The organism is Roseibium sp. (assembly GCF_051016195.1).
Taxonomy (GTDB): domain Bacteria; phylum Pseudomonadota; class Alphaproteobacteria; order Rhizobiales; family Stappiaceae; genus Roseibium.
In genome coordinates this window covers 5,142,717-5,158,731 of sequence record NZ_CP134616.1, presented here as the reverse complement: position 1 = coordinate 5,158,731, position 16,015 = coordinate 5,142,717, and the positions used below count along the sequence as shown (strand labels likewise).

The window sequence follows — 16,015 nt, the reverse complement described above, 5'->3', positions numbered from 1 at the left end:
TAAAGCTGAGAAACCGGTGGGCGGCGATCAGCCGCCCGTTACGCTCATATGACGCGAGACTGCCGGCTGCTTCGATTTCCGGTCAATAACGAAATCATGACCCTTGGGTTTGCGGCCGATCGCCTCGTCGATGGCGTCGTTCAGCACTTCGTTGCCTTCGGAAGCACGCAGCGGAGCACGCAGGTCGGCCATGTCGTCCTGCCCGAGGCACATGTAGAGCTGTCCGGTACAGGTGACGCGCACCCGATTGCAGCTTTCACAGAAATTATGGGTCAGGGGCGTGATGAAGCCCAGGCGCCCGCCGGTCTCCTCGATGGTCACATACCGCGCCGGACCGCCTGTCTTGTAAGGGATATCGGTCAGCGTGAACTGCTCCGAAAGCCGCTGACGCACCGTTGAGAGCGGCAGGTACTGGTCCGTCCGGTCACCGTCGATTTCGCCAAGAGGCATGGTTTCGATCAGGGTCAGATCATGGCCCTGGCCGTGACACCACTCCAGCATATCGACGATTTCGTGTTCGTTGACGTCCTTGAGGGCGACCATGTTGATCTTGACCTTCAGGCCGGCATCGGTCGCCGCGCGAATGCCGCCGAGCACCTTCTCAAGATCACCCCAGCGGGTAACCGCCTTGAACTTCTGCGCGTTGAGCGTGTCGATGGACACGTTGATACGGCGCACACCGCAGTCATACAGCTCATTTGCGTAGCGGGCGAGTTGCGATCCGTTCGTTGTGATCGTCAATTCTTCGAGAGCGCCGCTGTCCAGATGCCGTCCCAGGCTCCGGATCAGGCTCATGATGTTTTTGCGCACCAGCGGCTCGCCTCCCGTGAGACGGAGCTTGCGGACGCCTTTTTCAATGAACGCAGAACAGAGCCGGTCAAGCTCTTCAAGGCTCAAGACTTCCCTTTTGGGAAGAAAGGTCATGTCTTCCGCCATGCAGTAGACGCATCTGAAATCACAGCGGTCGGTCACCGAAACGCGCAGATAGGTGACCGCGCGGCCAAAGGGATCGATCATGGGAGGTGTTGGGCTCGGGGCATCGGCCGAATTGGTAGGAACGACAATTTTCCCGTCAGTCACGCTTATCTCTCCCATGCGTTCATTTTTTGTTGCCCCATCATATGGCGCGCTTCCGGACAATAGCAATGGAAACCGCCACGCGGGTCAACTCTGTGAGAACAGGTAAACTTGTGAGTGTATTTTTGTCAATCGAGCGCTATCGTTCTTTAGGGTACGGCTTCATTTATAAGCCCGTACCCTAGTGCGGTGAATTTGAAGTTCGCATCATTGTTTAAGCAGACTCCGAAGCGAACTTCAAATTCGTAAACCGCACTAGAAACATAGACTTGCTAGTCACCTTCTTGAATCTGAAGTTCGTGCGAAGACCGCTGCAAAATGAGTCGAACTTCAGATTCAGGTGACTAGTCTCGATTTGAATCGAGGATAGTCCGGATCTCGGCAAGCGCCGGAACCAGATCCCTGATTTTCTCCTCCGCGTACTGGGCGCGGAACACGTCGATATCGGGATCGATAGATTTGATGGCCGCGTCGCGAAACCGCTGGCCGGCTTCTGTCAGCCAGACGGTCTTGCTGCGCCCGTCTTCCGGGTTCGGGCGGATCTCAACAAACCCGTGCTCTGCGAGGCCGTTGAGCGTGTGGGTCATCGTTGTTTTCGGGACCTGGAATGCCTTTGCAAGGGCAAGTGGCGTCTGACCGTTTTTGACCCGGATGAGGTGATTGATTACGCTGAAATGCGGCAGGGTCAAACCCTTCGGCAAACGCGCCTCCAGCGCCGTACGGCTGAGCTGTGCGATGATTCCGATTTCGTTGAAGAACGCGAAAAAGAGCGTTCTGGTTTCGTTATCCATTCATGATCCGTGTTTCGAGCGGCCAGCGCGGTGAGGGGGGCGTAGCCGGACCATAACCCAACCTGCCCAGCATCTGAACGGTTTCTCCTGGTTTGGCAAGAAGTTCATGCGCTCTGCGGTAGTGCGGCCGCATTTCCTCAAATTCCTGCAGTGCCTGGCTTACCGGATGCAGTGCAAGACCGAGTCTCGTGGTTTCAAGGTTGAGGCGCAGCCATCGGCGGCCTGCGTGTATCTGGTCGTTTTGCGCGTTTGCTTGGCTCGTCAGTACGACATAGGCCGGGGTTGCAGCCAGCATCTTACGATAGATCTTCACGCCCTCCTGAAACCCGGTCGAATCCGGGTCGAGTTGGTCTTCTCGGTTCAAAACACCGGCTAGCATAAGCGTTTCAAGAAACGGACCGCCCAGATCGATACCGTCGGGGTTGGCGTTGATTTCGGACTTTCCAAACCGCATCAGGTCAACGCTTTCCTTCAGCGTTCTATGGGTCTGCATCTCTGTAAGCCAGGCGTTCCAGGTCAGGTCCTTGATCTGCGCCACCTGTCCCGTGTCGGTAATGACGGCGCCAAACGGCTCAAGTGCCGCGATCATGGTGTCCGGGATTGCCTTGTCCTGAAAGGGCTCCTTGCAGCTGCGTCGCGAAAGAATATGGGCGGACAGGGGATCGGCGTCGCTGCCCGGCAACAATTTCACTTCGGCGACCGGGCCGTCTTCGCCTTCTGGGAACAACGAGACTTCCGCGGAACGGTCCTTCAACGTTGCGGCGATCGACATAAGTTCGAGAAAGCAGCCGAGACCGATGAAAATCTGGCGATGAAACGGATCGGTATGCGGCAGGCTCCGCGTTTCGTCGCGGTGCAGAAGGAAGGCGTCGTCTCCCCGGAGTTCAAGAAGCCAAGGCTGGCGGTTGTGCGGATTGGGAGCGAGCAGCGCGTGAGACAGGGCGAACATCCTCGGATCTTCATAGGTGCCGGCGGCATTCCAGGGGGCGAGTGCTTTTTCCGGCGTACGCGTCGCCAGGAAGGTGCCGGTCGATGCAGCCGCCGCAACCACTGCGCCACCGCCGAGAATTGCGAGGGTCTGTCTGCGTGTCAGGGTCATGTTTCTCTCCATTAGTACGATATTGAACTAAATAGTGCGATGTCGTACTAAAATCAAGAGTGCTCGTGAAATCTCGAAAAGTTGTGCATTGACGCTTGTAATGACACTAAAAGGTGTTATTTAAAGTAGCACCAAAAGGTGTTGCAAAAGGAGTGGCCAATGCGAATGATGAAATGCCTGGGAGTGGCGGCTCTCTCCCTGATCGCAAGCAACGCGGCGATCAAGGCAAGTGCAGAAGAGATCAAACGGGCGGTGCAACAGGATCTGGATTGGGAAACGACCGGTGAGGGCGTTGCCTTTGCACCGCTGAAAGGCGATCGCTTCAAGGAAAGCTACATGGCAATGGTGCGATTGCCGGCAGGTTTTGTCAGCCCGGTCCACGTCAAGAGTGCCGGCATGTACGGCCTCGTTGTGGCCGGTGAAATGGTGCACGTGGCCGAAGGCCGGATTGGCGATGCGGAAAACGTGCTGAAAAGCGGGGATTACTACGAAATCCCCGCCGGACTGCCCCATCTGAGCAAATGCGTGTCGCAAGTCGATTGCGTCACGTTTCTCTACCAGGACGGAAGGTTCGACTTTGTACCGGTCGGGGAGGAGCCCCAATGAATACGGGACCGCAGCCGGTTTTCCGGGCGTTGTCGGATCCGACCCGGCGCGAGATTCTACTTCATCTGAGCCGGGAAAGCCTCGCGATTTCCGAGATTTCGGAACGGTTCGGGATCACCCGGACCGCAATCAACAAACATCTCGCAATTCTTGAGGAAGGCGGTCTCGTCAGGAGCGAGACGATCGGGCGCAAGCGGAGAAAGAGCCTCTCGCCCGAACCGCTTAAGTCCGCGTTCGAGTGGCTCGGCTTCTTCGAGCATTTCTGGGACGCCAGGCTCGCCGATCTGCAGCGTGAAATTGACAAGGATATGAAGGAACAGGAAGGGAAACCGAAATGACTGCGACAACGATCACCAAGACAATATTCCTCAATGCGCCCCGCGAACATGTCTGGGCATTCCTGACCGAGAAGGACAAGCTTGCCCGCTGGTTTCATCCGGCCGAGGAAGACCTGAAGGAGGGAGCGGACTACACGCTTCTCGATCAGCACGGCGACATGGAACGGATTTGCTGGGGCAGGGTTCTGGAAATGAAACCGCATGAGCGCCTTGTCTATACCTTCACTGTGAAACCGTTGAACGGAGCCATGACCACCGTGCGCTGGAAGTTGGAAGACGCGGCCGGCGGAACGCGCCTGACGCTGATCCACGAAGGGATTGAGCAGGCGGCTGGAGAAGCCGCGTTCATGATGCTGAGCGCGCTCGATGCCGGCTGGGACGAGCACTTTGGACGGTTCCGCACGCAAGTTCGCGAACCTGTTCCTGCGTAACTGGGGCTTGATGACCGCGGCCGGCGCAAATTGCCGGCCGCATGGCTGATCCAGTCGCTGTCACGGGCGTATCTGGAAGAGTCAAAAACCTCGAGGCAACATGAAGACACTTGTTTGGTTCCGGCAGGACCTGAGAACGGCAGACAACCCGGCTCTTTTTGAAGCAGCGAAAAACGGTGCGGTTCTTCCTGTATTCGTGCTTGAAGACGCTGCGCAGACCGGTGAGACACATCCGCTGGGAGGCGCGAGCAGGTGGTGGCTGCATCACAGTCTTGAAAACCTCGCAAGAGACCTGCCGGGGCTCATCGTGTGCAGAGGCGATGCGCGCCTCGTCATTCCTCAGATCGCTCGGGAAACCGGGGTCCGCTCTGTCTACTGGAACCGCTGCTACGAGCCACACGCTATCGAGCGCGATATGGAAATCAAGGCCCTCCTGAAGGACGACGGCTTCGAGGTCCAGAGCTTCAAGGCCTCTCTTCTGTTCGAGCCCTGGGAGCTCACCAACAAAACCGGCGGATCCTTCAAGGTCTATTCGCCGTTCTGGAAGACGGCGCAACAGCGGCAAGTCGGCGCGCCCTTGCCCGCACCGCACAACATGACATTCGTGGACAGCGCACACGGAGACGCCCTTGAAAATCTTGAACTGCTGCCGGCAAAGCCGAATTGGGCGGCAGGATGGGAACGTCTTTGGCAGCCAGGTGAAGCCGGTGCGGCGGCGCGTTTGACGGCTTTTCTGGCCGATGGCCTTGAAGGCTACGGTGAACTGCGGAACCGCCCGGACCTGCCGAATGTTTCCAGATTGTCGCCTCATCTGCATTTCGGTGACATCTCGCCCCGGCAGATCTGGCACGAAACCTGGAAGGCGATCGATGCCGACGAGGGATACCGCAAGGATGGCCTCAAGTTCCTGTCGGAGATCGCCTGGCGCGAGTTTTCCTATCATCTCCTCTATCATTTCCCGGACCTGCCGCAGGCGAATTGGCGTCCTGCATTCGACGCCTACCCCTGGCGGGAGTCTCCCGCTGATCTCGAGCGCTGGCAAAAGGGCCAAACCGGCTATCCGATTGTGGATGCGGGCATGCGTGAACTCTGGCACACCGGATACATGCACAACCGGGTCCGGATGATCGTTGCGAGTTTCCTCGTCAAGCATCTTCGATTGCACTGGCATCATGGCGAAGAATGGTTCCGCGATACGCTGCTTGACGCGGACCTCGCCAACAATTCCGCCAGCTGGCAGTGGGTGACCGGATCAGGAGCCGATGCGGCGCCCTATTTCAGGATCTTCAATCCGATCACACAGGGCAGGAAATTCGATCCGGACGGAACCTATGTGAAGACCTGGGTGCCCGAACTGAAGGAACTGGACACGAACTACCTTTTCGAACCGTTCAGCGCCCCCAAATCCGAACTGGAGCGGGCCGGGATCGTGCTGGGCAAGGACTACCCAGCCCCGATTGTCGAACACGCTGCTGCACGCCAGGCGGCCCTGGACGGGTATGAAGCGGTAAAGCTTTCCGGACAAAACGCCGCTTGACGCTCCGCCTGTGGCCGGTATCGTCCCGGCAATGCGAAACAACTCATGTTCCGGAAAGAACCAATGGCGGACGACTCCACTCCCTGGCCGACAGAGCTGCGGGTCTCAAGCGACAGGAAGACACTGACGATTGCATTCAACGATGGTGCAAAACACGATCTGAGCGCCGAGTATCTGAGGGTTTGCTCTCCATCGGCTGAGGTCAAGGGGCACGCGCCGTCGCAAAAACAGACGGTTCCCGGAAAGCGGAATGTCGAGATCATCAAGATTGAGCCGGTCGGCAACTATGCCGTTCGCATCCATTTCGACGACATGCACAGTTCGGGAATCTTTTCCTGGCGCTACCTGCTGGACCTTGGAGAACGCCCGCAAGATCACTGGGGCGTCTACCTGCAGGAACTGGCGCAAAAGGGGCTGAGCCGGGACATTTAGTGTCAGAGTTCCGACCTTGGCGGCGAGAATCGGGTAGTCTTTCACAGGGCTGAACCCGCGCCTTCCCCCTCCGACCGGAGAAGCAGCCGACCTGCAGGGTAATTCAAAACCATTGGCTTGCAATGCGCACGCATGAGGAGGGGTTGCGGATCTGCGCGAACGGGATGTCGCCAATGAAGTTATCCGCACCAGTCCACCGCCTGAGGCGTAACGCCAGAAATCTTGCCAGGCGCGAAAACATCACTCTTTCCAGGGCACTTGACCGCATCGCGAGCGCAGAAGGTTTCAGCAGTTGGAACCGACTGGCCTCAGTGCTTCGAAAAGCGGCGCCATCAGAGCGACTGCTTGAGATGCTTGAGCCAGGCGAGTTGCTGCTGCTGGCCGCCCGTCCCGGGCACGGAAAAACCCGCCTTGGCCTTGAATTGCTGGAAGACGCAACGGATCGTGGTTTGCGGGCGGTGTTTTTCTCGTCCGAGATTTCGCAAAGAGATCTGTACGACCTGCATCCCGCGATACGAAACGCTGATCCAGGCGGGAAAACCATTGAAACCGTGCTTACGGATACGCTCGACGCAAACACGGTCGCGGATTGTCTTGCAGGAAGCGCCGGCGGGTTGATCGCCGTCGTCGATTATCTGCAGGTGCTGGATCAGCGCCGGTCGTCACCTGAACTTTCGGAACAGATCGAAACTCTCAAGACGGTTACGGTCCGGACCGGTGCGCGGCTGGTGCTCTTGTCGCAGGTTCATCGATCCTATGATCCGAAGCAAAGGGATCTTCCTGGTTGGGCAGACATCCGGTTGCCAAACCCCGTTGACCTGTCGTTGTTCGACAAGGGCTGCTTCCTGAATGACGGGCATCTGGCTGTTCACCCGGCCCCCCGGGTGAACGCTCCAGGCTGAAGCCGCAGCGAAGGAGAAACGAAAAAGGCCGGATCAGACGATCCGGCCTTTCTCAGAATGAATTGCGGTCGATGCTCAGCGCTTGACCACGATCTTGGAACCGACGTTGACGTTTTTGTAGAGGTGGATCACGTCTTCGTTCGCCATGCGGATACAGCCTGAAGAGACCTCTGAACCGATTGTCCACGGCTCGGTGGTTCCGTGAATGCGGTACAGTGTCGAGCCGATGTAAAGCGCACGGGCTCCCATTGGATTGTTCGGGCCGCCCGGCATATAGGTCGGGAGGATCCGGCCTTTCTTGCGCTCGCGGGCCCGCATCTGCGCAGGCGGCGTCCAGCTCGGCCATTCCGCCTTGCGGGTCACGCGGTGCGTACCGGCCCACTGGAAGCCCTCTTTGCCGACGCCGACGCCGTATTTCATCGCCTTGCCATTGGGCAGGACGTGATAAAGGCGGCGTTCGGAAGTGTCGATAACGATGGTGCCGGGCGAATAAGGTCCGCTATACTTGACCTGCTTGCGCCGCACGGGCGACTTTCCGCCGGGATGGTATTTGGGTGTGACCCAGGTGTTGGTGCTGTGGTCGAAGTAGCCTGCGCGAGCGGACACTTCGGCCGGGAGCAGGAACGAGCCTGCCAGTATTGCAATCACTGCGTAGAAATAAGTCTTCATTTTTATCCCCCTTCAGCGCTTTCCCACTTCAGAGCGCGCATCACATCGAAGGTTACGTTAGGAAAATCTCCTTGCCGCACTATTAACAATCATGGCCTAAATTTGATCCGAAGGGAATCTCACGATGATGTGAGCGGCCCATGGTTCGATCAATTGTGCCGAATTTGCAACGTAAAATTCCCTTAATAAGAGCGCTCGAAAGAGAAGCGCGCAAAAAGTGTGCAATTGTTTTCAAATCGGCAGTGATCCATCCCGATTATATACTTCAGGGAAAGGAACCGGCGTCTGATAGGACCGCACCCGTTTTCTGTCAGGACACGATTGGCCTGCGCCGATTCCGTTCACGATTGTCAGTGAGCGCAATGCGCTGCAGATACCTTGTCGAATTCATGCGCGCCGAGATCGCTTTCATCGATCATGAAGTCGAATTCACCGCCATCGCCAATCGTCATCTCGGCGCCCCAGTCGCTGAACAGCTGCAAGAGCAGTTGCTCCGGGCTGTCATGGGCCATCTTGAACTGGACGGAGGAAAGATGACCGAACATCTGATGGTAGCAGTTGCCTGAACGGGCGCCTGGAAACTCGGGGCACTGAACACCGTCGCCGTCCTTCAGGAATACGGGATGCCGGTCCGCGGCGGCAACATAGACCAGCTCCGGAATGTGCTTTGCAAGGTTCGGATCGGCACCGGACTCCGTCACCAGCCTGTGCATGGCCCGCTCGATGTCCGATTTCAGGTAGTTGCTGTATCTCTTGTCGGCCGCCTGGGTGAGAAAATCGTTCAGGTCTTCGATAAATGCCTCGATCGCGCGCTGTTCGATCGCCGTTTCATGAGAGCGGTCCGCCTGCAACTGCCAGTCTTCGAAACAGGCTTCGAACCCCGTTTCTTCCAGCTTTGCGGCGTGCCGGTTGCGCAGAATACGGCAGATCAGACCGATGCCGCGCGGTGCGAACGGAAATCCGGTTTCATCGTGCGGCCTGACAACGAGCGGCTTGCCCGCCGCCTTGTCCTCTTCGGTCCAGGGCGCAAACAGGTGGAACTCTCGGTTCCGGGCGTTTTCCGCTTCCATTGTTCCGAATGCAGTCAGCAACTGGTCGGTAAGATGGCGGGTATGCGCCTCCGCATATGCCTCAGGCGCTTCAAAGGGCAGGGCTTCGGTGACGGGCATTGTCTCGACCTTAGCGAATTTCAGCGGCCACTCGGGGAAGAGGCGGCTTTTCTCGTCACCCGGGAGACCGAATAGCAAGTCGAAATGATAATTGCCGTCCCGGAGCGAAGGCAGGTTTTTCGGAAACGCCGTCGGAGCCCCCGCGTAATCTGCGTCGTAAAGAACACGAATGTCATTTGCGCTGGCAACATCGGGTTCGGACCACGAAAGGCTCTCGTCAAACCGGCCGAAGAAAAACAGCATGCCGGCTTTCGGAATGCCGTCCGGTCGCCAGGGAAGGTCCGCAAGGTCGATTTGAGCCAGGAAGTGCAGGGGAAGGTCGGCCTTGACCTGGTCGCCGTGTCCCGGTGCCTTTGGCCAAGGGATGCTGTTGGGCAGGTCCGGCAGGCCGCCGATCTTGCTCCGCCCGTGCTGTTCGCGATGCGGCGGGTAGGGGCGGAATGCATAGACGCCCGGGCGCGCGAACCGGCCGCGCAGGCTTTCAAATGTATCGTCGCTATCGAGATCGATCTTCGGTTCTTTTCTCTGCTCGCGCTTGAGTTCCAGCACCTCCTTGCGCTCCGGTGCCGCCTCAGCCTCGTCGGCCGCCTGTTCGCTCTCCACGGGCAGTTTTCTGGTTTCCTTTATGAGGACCTGCTGAAAGCGCCCATCGTTGATGTCTTGCGGTTCGGCATTCTGTTTGCGGTTTGATTTCAGCGGCAACAACGACCAGAGCGAGCTGAACACCGGCTTGAAAAGCGGCTGAAGCACCATGCCCGCGACGCTTCCGAGGATCGCAACCAGAAACAGAAAATACACCTTGGGGAAGCCGAGCTGCTTGCTGCCATACGCAAAAATGACAAGAACCAGAAGGTAAATCGCGAATTTGACCATGCAGACATCTATGATGTTGAGTTTTCACTCGCATTTGTGCCGTCATGGGATAAAGATCAGGTAAAATTTTTTGAACAAATACCAACAGAACCTGTCGGAAAAGGCAGCGGTAACTGCCTTTTTATTCAGATTTCGTATTCTGTCAGCCCAAATTCAGTTCCTTGAAGAAATCATTGCCCTTGTCATCTATGACGATGAATGCGGGGAAGTCCTCAACTTCGATCTTCCAGATGGCTTCCATACCGAGTTCTTCGAACTCGACAACCTCCACCTTCTTGATGCAGTCCTGGGCAAGGCGTGCGGCAGGTCCGCCGATCGACCCGAGATAAAAGCCGCCATGGGCCTGACAGGCCCTGCGCACCTGGGCCGAACGGTTGCCCTTTGCCAGCATGACCATGGAACCGCCGGCTGCCTGGAACTGATCGGCATAAGCGTCCATACGCCCGGCCGTGGTCGGTCCGAACGAGCCGGAGGGCATGCCCTCCGGCGTCTTGGCCGGGCCCGCATAGTAGATCGGGTGGTTCTTGAAATAGTCCGGCAGCGGTTCTCCGCTTTCGAGACGGTCGCGCAGTTTCGAGTGGGCGAGGTCGCGGGCGACGATGAGAGGTCCCGTGAGTGACAGCCGCGTTTTGACCGGATGTTTGCTGAGCTCTCCCAGGATTTCCGGCATCGGCCTGGTCAGGTCAATCTTCACGACGTTGTCGGACAGCGCATCATCGGTCACTTCCGGGAGATATTTCTCCGGCTGCATCTCGAGCTGCTCAAGGAAAACGCCATCCTTCGTGATCTTGCCGACAGCCTGGCGGTCCGCCGAGCAGGAGACGGCAAGGCCGATGGGGAGCGAGGCTCCGTGCCGGGGCAGGCGGATGACCCTCACATCGTGGCAGAAGTACTTGCCGCCAAACTGGGCTCCGACGCCGGTTGCCTGCGTCAGCTTGTGGATCTCCTCTTCCATGGCGAGGTCGCGAAAAGCATGGCCGCTTTCCGAGCCGCCGGTCGGCAATCCGTCCAGATACCTGGCAGAGGCAAGTTTGGCTGTCTTCAGGTTCATTTCAGCCGAAGTGCCGCCGATTACGATCGCCAGATGATAGGGCGGGCAGGCAGCGGTGCCGAGCGTCAGGATCTTTTCCTTCAGGAAATCGATCATGCGGTCATGTGTGAGCAGCGATGGTGTGCCCTGAAACAGGAATGTCTTGTTCGCCGACCCGCCACCCTTGGCCATGAACAGGAACTTGTAGGCGTCTTCGCCTTCGGCATAGAGCTCGATCTGCGCCGGCATGTTGCTCTTGGTGTTCTGCTCCTCGAACATGGAAATCGGAGCGAGCTGGGAATACCGGAGGTTCTTCTTGAAATAGGCGTCCCGGGCACCTTCGCCGAGGGCGGCTTCATCGCCTCCCTTTGTCCAGACCTTGCGGCCCTTCTTGCCCATGATGATCGCAGTTCCTGTGTCCTGGCACATGGGCAGCACGCCATCGGACGCGATATTTGCGTTCTTCAGAAGATCAAAGGCGACAAATTTGTCATTTTCCGTTGCCTCCGGATCGTCGAGAATTTTCTTCAGCTGTTCCAGGTGTCCGGGCCGCAGAAAGTGGTTGATGTCCTTGAAGGCTTCTTCCGCCAGAAGGCGCAATCCTTCCCGATCAACCATCAGGACTTCCTCGCCGTTGAATTCGGCGGTGCTGACATAGTCGGATGTCAGCTTGCGATACGGGGTCTGATCCTCGTTCTGCGGGAAGAGTGCGCTGTGGTGATACTCGGGCGGGGTGACGGGAGCGTTCATGGGGCGTCTTTCCTGATCTGGCTGCCGTCAACCTCAACCGGCGGCGCTGGAACAATATCTGCCGTTCTCTTACGGCAAAAAGGCCGCGAACGCCAAGTCCCACGGCCTGCATAATTGGTTGCACAAACTGTGCAGATGTCAGCGTGTCGCCGTCAGGTCGAGCGTGACGGTGACAATATCGCCAACCGTGTCGGTGCCGACACCGGCTCCGAGCTGGTAATCGAGACGATTGAGTTTTGCCGTTCCGGCCGCCCTGGCCGTGTCGCCGTCGATGTCGAGCGTGAAGTCGAGGGTTACCGGATGCGACGCGCCCTTGATGGTCAAGGTGCCGTCGGCCCGGTAGCTGTTGCCCTCAACCAGCGTTGCGCCCTCAGCCTTGAACTCCGCGACGGGAAAACCGGCGGCGTCGAACCAGTCGGCGGCGGGCAGGGTCGTGTCGAATTGAGGGTTCCCGGTCGCGGCGCTGGCCGGATTGATGGTTGCCAGGATGACGGCGTTCTCGGGCGCGGTGGCGTCGAAATCGATGCTGGCGTCCCAGGTGGTGAAAGTTCCCTTCAGCGGCGAACTGCCTTGCTGGACTTCGAAAGCGAGCGTGCTGTTTGCCGCGTCCACGGTCCAGTTCGCGGCCTGTGCCACGGAAATGGTGCCGATCATTGCAGTTGACAGGCCAAGTAGTGTTATTTTTCTCAGAGACATGCAGAGACTTCCTGAAGTGAGGTTTTAAGACTTGGCCTTGGCCGGTCCGGTTGACACCATGCGTTTCAGGGTGTCGTCACGGGCGATGAAGTGGTGTTTGAGCGCGGCTGCGACATGCACGACGATCAATGCGATCAGCAGAAATGCGCCATACTCGTGCAGGAACTTGAAGAAGCTCTCCGCCTGTTCCTTGGTACCCAGCGCCTCCGGGACGGGAAGATGCGGCACGGGGAGGACATTGAAAAGCACCGTCGGAATGCCCCAGGGCGATGCTGAAACCATGAGCCAGCCTGTGATCGGCATCGCAAAGATGAGCGCATAGAGACCGATGTGGCCAAGATGTGCAGCCGTTTTCTCCAGCGGGTGCATGCCTGCCGGCAGCTTTGGTGAGGGATTCACCAGCCTCCAGCCCAATCTGAGAACCGCAAGCGCCAGGACAACGAAACCGACCGACTTATGAAGCTGGTAAAGCTGAAATGTTTCAGGATCCGTTGGCGGAAGCGACGTCATGTAGAGCCCGAAAGCTAGCATTCCGGCGATCAGCAGGGCCATCGTCCAGTGAAAGGCGATCGCGATGCGTCCATAGCCGGTGGAGGTATTGCGCAGCATGGCGGGCTCCTTCAAATGGGAGGGCCGGATTGACCGGCCCCCGCGTGACAGTCAGGTCAGTTCGTGGCTTCGGAAATCAGCGTTTCCGCATGGAAGGTCACGGTGACCTCGTCACCTACATAGGGCACAAACTTGTCCATGCCGAAGTCGGAGCGCTTGATGACCGTGCTGACCGCGAAGCCGGCTGCCGGTTTCTTGGCCATCGGATGGTCACCCAATGCCAGAACGTCGACGGTCAGCGTGACCGGCTTGGTAATACCGCGCAGCGTCAGGTCGCCAGTGACGTCGAGCTGGTTTTCACCGGTCTGCTCGACCGTGGTGCTTTTGAACGTTGCCTGCGGGAACTTGGCCGCATCGAAGAAATCCGGACTTTTCAGGTGGGTGTCGCGATCCGCCCAGAATGTATCGAGGCTGTCGATGTTGATCGTGAACTCGATGGAAGAGTTCGCAGGCGTTTCCTTGTCGATCAGCAGCGTGCCGTCCCAGTCACCGAAGCGGCCGTCGGTTGTCGAGTAGCCGAGGTGGTTATAGGTGAAGGACAGGTTGGCGTGGGACTTGTCGAAATCATAGGCGACCGGCTCGGCGATCACCGGCGCGGCCAGAAGGGAAAAGGCAAGTGCGGAAGCTGCAAGACGGATCATGGTTGAACCTCATATCGTTGATCGAAGAGCGTTCGCTCATGAACGCTGCAACGGGAAGATAAGAAAGAAATTTTGCAGTGCAATTTGACTGACCGTTCGGCGTGACTGAACAATATGTCGCACTGTCGAAGTGATTCTGTCAGGTCGTGAGATTGCCGGGCAGCTTCGCGTCAGAAGCGAATCGCGTTGGCGGGTGTTTCGTGCGTATTGCGTTTTCAGGTTGTGCGCCGCGGGAGTGCGGCTCATAAGCTCATGAAAAGGCGAAAAGAGTTTTTCTGTCATCAATCCATCAAGAATTTCAGGCAGCTAGTGTTGATAATCTTATCCAAAGAGATGAGGAAGCAATCCGGGGGGCGGCCGGTTCGGTACGGCGACAAGGAGTACGTTACGTGAAAAAGGCAGTCATCGTGTGCCATCGGGGTGCATGCAGACACGCTCCCGAAAACACATTTGCATCACTCGAAAAGGCCATTGAACTTGGCGCGGACGTGGTCGAACTCGACGTCCGGCCTTCAAAGGACGGTGTTCTTTATGTCCTGCATGACGAGACGCTCGAGCGGACGACGAACGGATCGGGCCGGCTGTCGGATTTCTCCTCCGCCGAACTGGACCACCTCGATGCCGGCTCATGGTTTGCGCCCGAGTTTTCCGGCGAACGCATACCGCGCCTTGACAGCTTTCTGGATGCCTGCCGGGGCCGCATCGGAACCTACGTGGAAATCAAGGAAGGCGATCCGGGGGAAGTCCGGGATATGCTTGCCGCACGCGGGATGCTCCATGACGCGTGGACCTTTTCCTTCGATCAGGCGATCCGTGCCGAAGCGCGGGCCAAGGTTCCCGATCTGAAGCGCATGCTGCTCTTCGCGCATGTCGGCTCGGTGGAACGTGCGGTGGCGCAGGACGCGCATATCCTGGAGTTCGATGAAGACACGCTGGAAGAACACCTCGTGATGGAAGCAAAGGCCGCAAACCTGATTACACAGATGTTTTACGCCGGCGATGATCACAAGATGTTCGAAAACGCGGTCCGCTATGGCATTGACCAGATGAATATCGATCACGTTGAAGTCTTCAGAGAAGTCGAAAGCGCGTTGATGTCGCCAGTCGGGTGAATTGCCTTGGTTTGTTCAAAGTTTCAGAAAAGGGTTCACTTTCTGGAAACCTTGTTTTTTGGTCGGGCCAATTATTGCTAAATATTTATTTTGAGTTAAGCAGAAATCGATAAGAAAAAAGCTGAATTTTACCTGTGGGGTAGTTTAGCTATGGTTGTTTATGGCCTTGACAACAACTTAAAGGCCTTGCGGCAGGCAAGATGTTCCAAAAATAAAAGCTGGCTGAAATGCAATTCAGCGCTGCTTTTTGCCGCCTTGTTTTTAATACCTCTTTTCCTTGCGGCATCTGTGAACGGTGCGGCGGCTTCCGAATGGGTCGTCAAGCGCGTGTCGGGCATTGTTTATTTCGTTGCCCCAAATGTTGAGGCTTTTCGCGCGCAAAAAGGAATGGTTTTCAAGAAGGGTTACACCATTGGCACCCGGGCAGGTGGCCGGGCGTTGATTGTACGCGGCGAGGAATCCATCAGCGTGGGTCCAAACACCACCTTTGCGATTTCGAAGTATCAAAGCGGACGTTCGAAGACGACGTTGTTGCAGCGAAAGGGAAGGGTCACGGTTGATGTCTCGAAGCGGTCACGGCCGCACTTCTTCGTCGAAACGCCGTTTCTGGCAGCCGTCGTCAAGGGGACGCGGTTCGATGTCTCCGTCGACGCCAGGCGCGCACGGGTTTCCGTCGATAGAGGTGTTGTCGGGGTCGAGGACTTTTCTTCGGGTGATCGCACCGACCTGACAGCCGGGCAGAATGCATCGAGCGTAAATGGAAACAATGGCGGTCTGAGCGTCGGTGGACGGACCAAACCGAAAGTGCGCAAGGGGCCGAAGCGGAGCCCGAAGGTCGCGGCGCTTGGCCGCCAGACCCCTGCCGAAGTTCAGACCGAAAGTCCACAGAAATCCAAGGGATTTTTCGGCGGTCTGTTCGGTTCGAACAGCAACGGTAACTCAAACGGCAGCAACAACGACAGTTCGAACGGCGACAGCAACGGCAATTCGAACGGAAACGGTAACGGCAATTCGAATGGCAACGGCAACTCGAACGGCAACGGCAACGGCAATTCGAATGGTAACAGCAACGGCAATTCGAACGGCAACGGCAACTCGAACGGCAACGGCAACGGCAACTCGAACGGCAACGGCAACGGCAATTCGAATGGCAACGGCAACGGTAATTCGAACGGCAATGGCAATGGCAATTCGAATGGCAACAGCGGCAAATAACGCGCACACCAAGGGCCCGCGCCCAGTGCAGCGAGAAC

Annotated in this window: 18 protein-coding genes; 8 read left to right on the top strand and 10 right to left on the bottom strand. The window is 57.5% G+C overall.

All coding sequences use genetic code 11. The features are described from left to right. Positions 1-27: 27 nt before the first annotated feature. The 3 genes from moaA to RDA78_RS23465 all read right to left on the bottom strand — a co-directional run bounded on the left by moaA (position 28) and on the right by RDA78_RS23465 (position 2,967). Positions 28-1,017 carry a GTP 3',8-cyclase MoaA gene (gene moaA / locus RDA78_RS23475; protein WP_434056199.1) on the bottom strand — a complete coding sequence of 330 codons (990 nt, stop codon included), beginning with the start codon at positions 1,015-1,017 and terminating at the stop codon, positions 28-30. Positions 1,018-1,421: 404 nt separating this feature from the next. Beyond that, positions 1,422-1,868: a MarR family winged helix-turn-helix transcriptional regulator gene (locus tag RDA78_RS23470; protein ID WP_434052185.1), complete on the bottom strand. Its 447-nt coding sequence runs from the start codon at positions 1,866-1,868 to the stop codon at positions 1,422-1,424. Next, complete coding sequence (locus tag RDA78_RS23465; protein ID WP_434052184.1) at positions 1,861-2,967, bottom strand: Acg family FMN-binding oxidoreductase; 1,107 nt, start codon at positions 2,965-2,967, stop codon at positions 1,861-1,863. Before RDA78_RS23465 ends, RDA78_RS23470 begins: the two co-directional genes overlap by 8 nt. A 159-nt stretch (positions 2,968-3,126) precedes the next feature. Here RDA78_RS23465 and RDA78_RS23460 point away from each other — a divergent pair, with 159 nt between their 5' ends. From RDA78_RS23460 to RDA78_RS23435, 6 genes are all read left to right on the top strand, one after another. Then, the gene (locus tag RDA78_RS23460) at positions 3,127-3,573 is read left to right on the top strand and encodes a cupin domain-containing protein (protein WP_434052183.1); all 447 of its coding nucleotides are present in this window, start codon (positions 3,127-3,129) and stop codon (positions 3,571-3,573) included. After that, positions 3,570-3,911: an ArsR/SmtB family transcription factor gene (locus RDA78_RS23455; RefSeq protein WP_434052182.1), complete on the top strand. Its 342-nt coding sequence runs from the start codon at positions 3,570-3,572 to the stop codon at positions 3,909-3,911. The genes RDA78_RS23460 and RDA78_RS23455 overlap by 4 nt, the downstream gene beginning before the upstream one ends. Next, on the top strand, positions 3,908-4,342 hold the full coding sequence (locus tag RDA78_RS23450) for an SRPBCC family protein (RefSeq protein WP_434052181.1): 435 nt from the start codon (positions 3,908-3,910) through the stop codon (positions 4,340-4,342). Before RDA78_RS23455 ends, RDA78_RS23450 begins: the two co-directional genes overlap by 4 nt. 100 nt (positions 4,343-4,442) lie before the next feature. Further along, entirely contained in the window at positions 4,443-5,879 is a 1,437-nt protein-coding gene (locus RDA78_RS23445) for a cryptochrome/photolyase family protein (RefSeq protein ID WP_434052180.1), read from the top strand. Positions 5,880-5,942: 63 nt separating this feature from the next. Then, entirely contained in the window at positions 5,943-6,311 is a 369-nt protein-coding gene (locus RDA78_RS23440; RefSeq protein ID WP_434052179.1) for a gamma-butyrobetaine hydroxylase-like domain-containing protein, read from the top strand. 173 nt (positions 6,312-6,484) lie between these two features. After that, the gene (locus RDA78_RS23435; RefSeq protein ID WP_434052178.1) at positions 6,485-7,213 is read left to right on the top strand and encodes a DNA helicase; all 729 of its coding nucleotides are present in this window, start codon (positions 6,485-6,487) and stop codon (positions 7,211-7,213) included. A 75-nt stretch (positions 7,214-7,288) separates the two neighbouring features. Here RDA78_RS23435 and RDA78_RS23430 read toward each other — a convergent pair whose 3' ends face one another. The 6 genes from RDA78_RS23430 to RDA78_RS23405 all read right to left on the bottom strand — a co-directional run bounded on the left by RDA78_RS23430 (position 7,289) and on the right by RDA78_RS23405 (position 13,650). Further along, the gene (locus RDA78_RS23430; RefSeq protein ID WP_434052177.1) at positions 7,289-7,882 is read right to left on the bottom strand and encodes a L,D-transpeptidase; all 594 of its coding nucleotides are present in this window, start codon (positions 7,880-7,882) and stop codon (positions 7,289-7,291) included. A 350-nt stretch (positions 7,883-8,232) separates the two neighbouring features. Further along, complete coding sequence (locus tag RDA78_RS23425) at positions 8,233-9,924, bottom strand: DUF1963 domain-containing protein (RefSeq protein ID WP_434052176.1); 1,692 nt, start codon at positions 9,922-9,924, stop codon at positions 8,233-8,235. A gap of 142 nt (positions 9,925-10,066) precedes the next feature. Further along, on the bottom strand, positions 10,067-11,704 hold the full coding sequence (locus tag RDA78_RS23420; protein ID WP_434052175.1) for a fumarate hydratase: 1,638 nt from the start codon (positions 11,702-11,704) through the stop codon (positions 10,067-10,069). A gap of 138 nt (positions 11,705-11,842) precedes the next feature. Beyond that, entirely contained in the window at positions 11,843-12,400 is a 558-nt protein-coding gene (locus RDA78_RS23415) for a YceI family protein (RefSeq protein ID WP_434052174.1), read from the bottom strand. A gap of 24 nt (positions 12,401-12,424) precedes the next feature. Further along, positions 12,425-13,009: a cytochrome b gene (locus RDA78_RS23410; RefSeq protein ID WP_434052173.1), complete on the bottom strand. Its 585-nt coding sequence runs from the start codon at positions 13,007-13,009 to the stop codon at positions 12,425-12,427. A gap of 56 nt (positions 13,010-13,065) precedes the next feature. Then, positions 13,066-13,650: a YceI family protein gene (locus RDA78_RS23405; RefSeq protein WP_434052172.1), complete on the bottom strand. Its 585-nt coding sequence runs from the start codon at positions 13,648-13,650 to the stop codon at positions 13,066-13,068. Positions 13,651-14,039: 389 nt separating this feature from the next. On the opposite strand from RDA78_RS23405, the gene RDA78_RS23400 reads away from it, so the two are divergent. Then, positions 14,040-14,762: a glycerophosphodiester phosphodiesterase gene (locus RDA78_RS23400; RefSeq protein WP_434052171.1), complete on the top strand. Its 723-nt coding sequence runs from the start codon at positions 14,040-14,042 to the stop codon at positions 14,760-14,762. A gap of 158 nt (positions 14,763-14,920) precedes the next feature. On the opposite strand, the gene RDA78_RS23395 is transcribed toward RDA78_RS23400, so the two are convergent. After that, complete coding sequence (locus tag RDA78_RS23395; RefSeq protein WP_434052170.1) at positions 14,921-15,100, bottom strand: hypothetical protein; 180 nt, start codon at positions 15,098-15,100, stop codon at positions 14,921-14,923. Positions 15,101-15,149: 49 nt separating this feature from the next. Between RDA78_RS23395 and RDA78_RS23390 the strand changes: the two genes are divergently transcribed. Then, a complete protein-coding gene (locus tag RDA78_RS23390; protein WP_434052169.1) occupies positions 15,150-15,977 on the top strand; it encodes a FecR domain-containing protein in 828 nt (275 codons plus the stop codon). Positions 15,978-16,015: the final 38 nt, after the last annotated feature.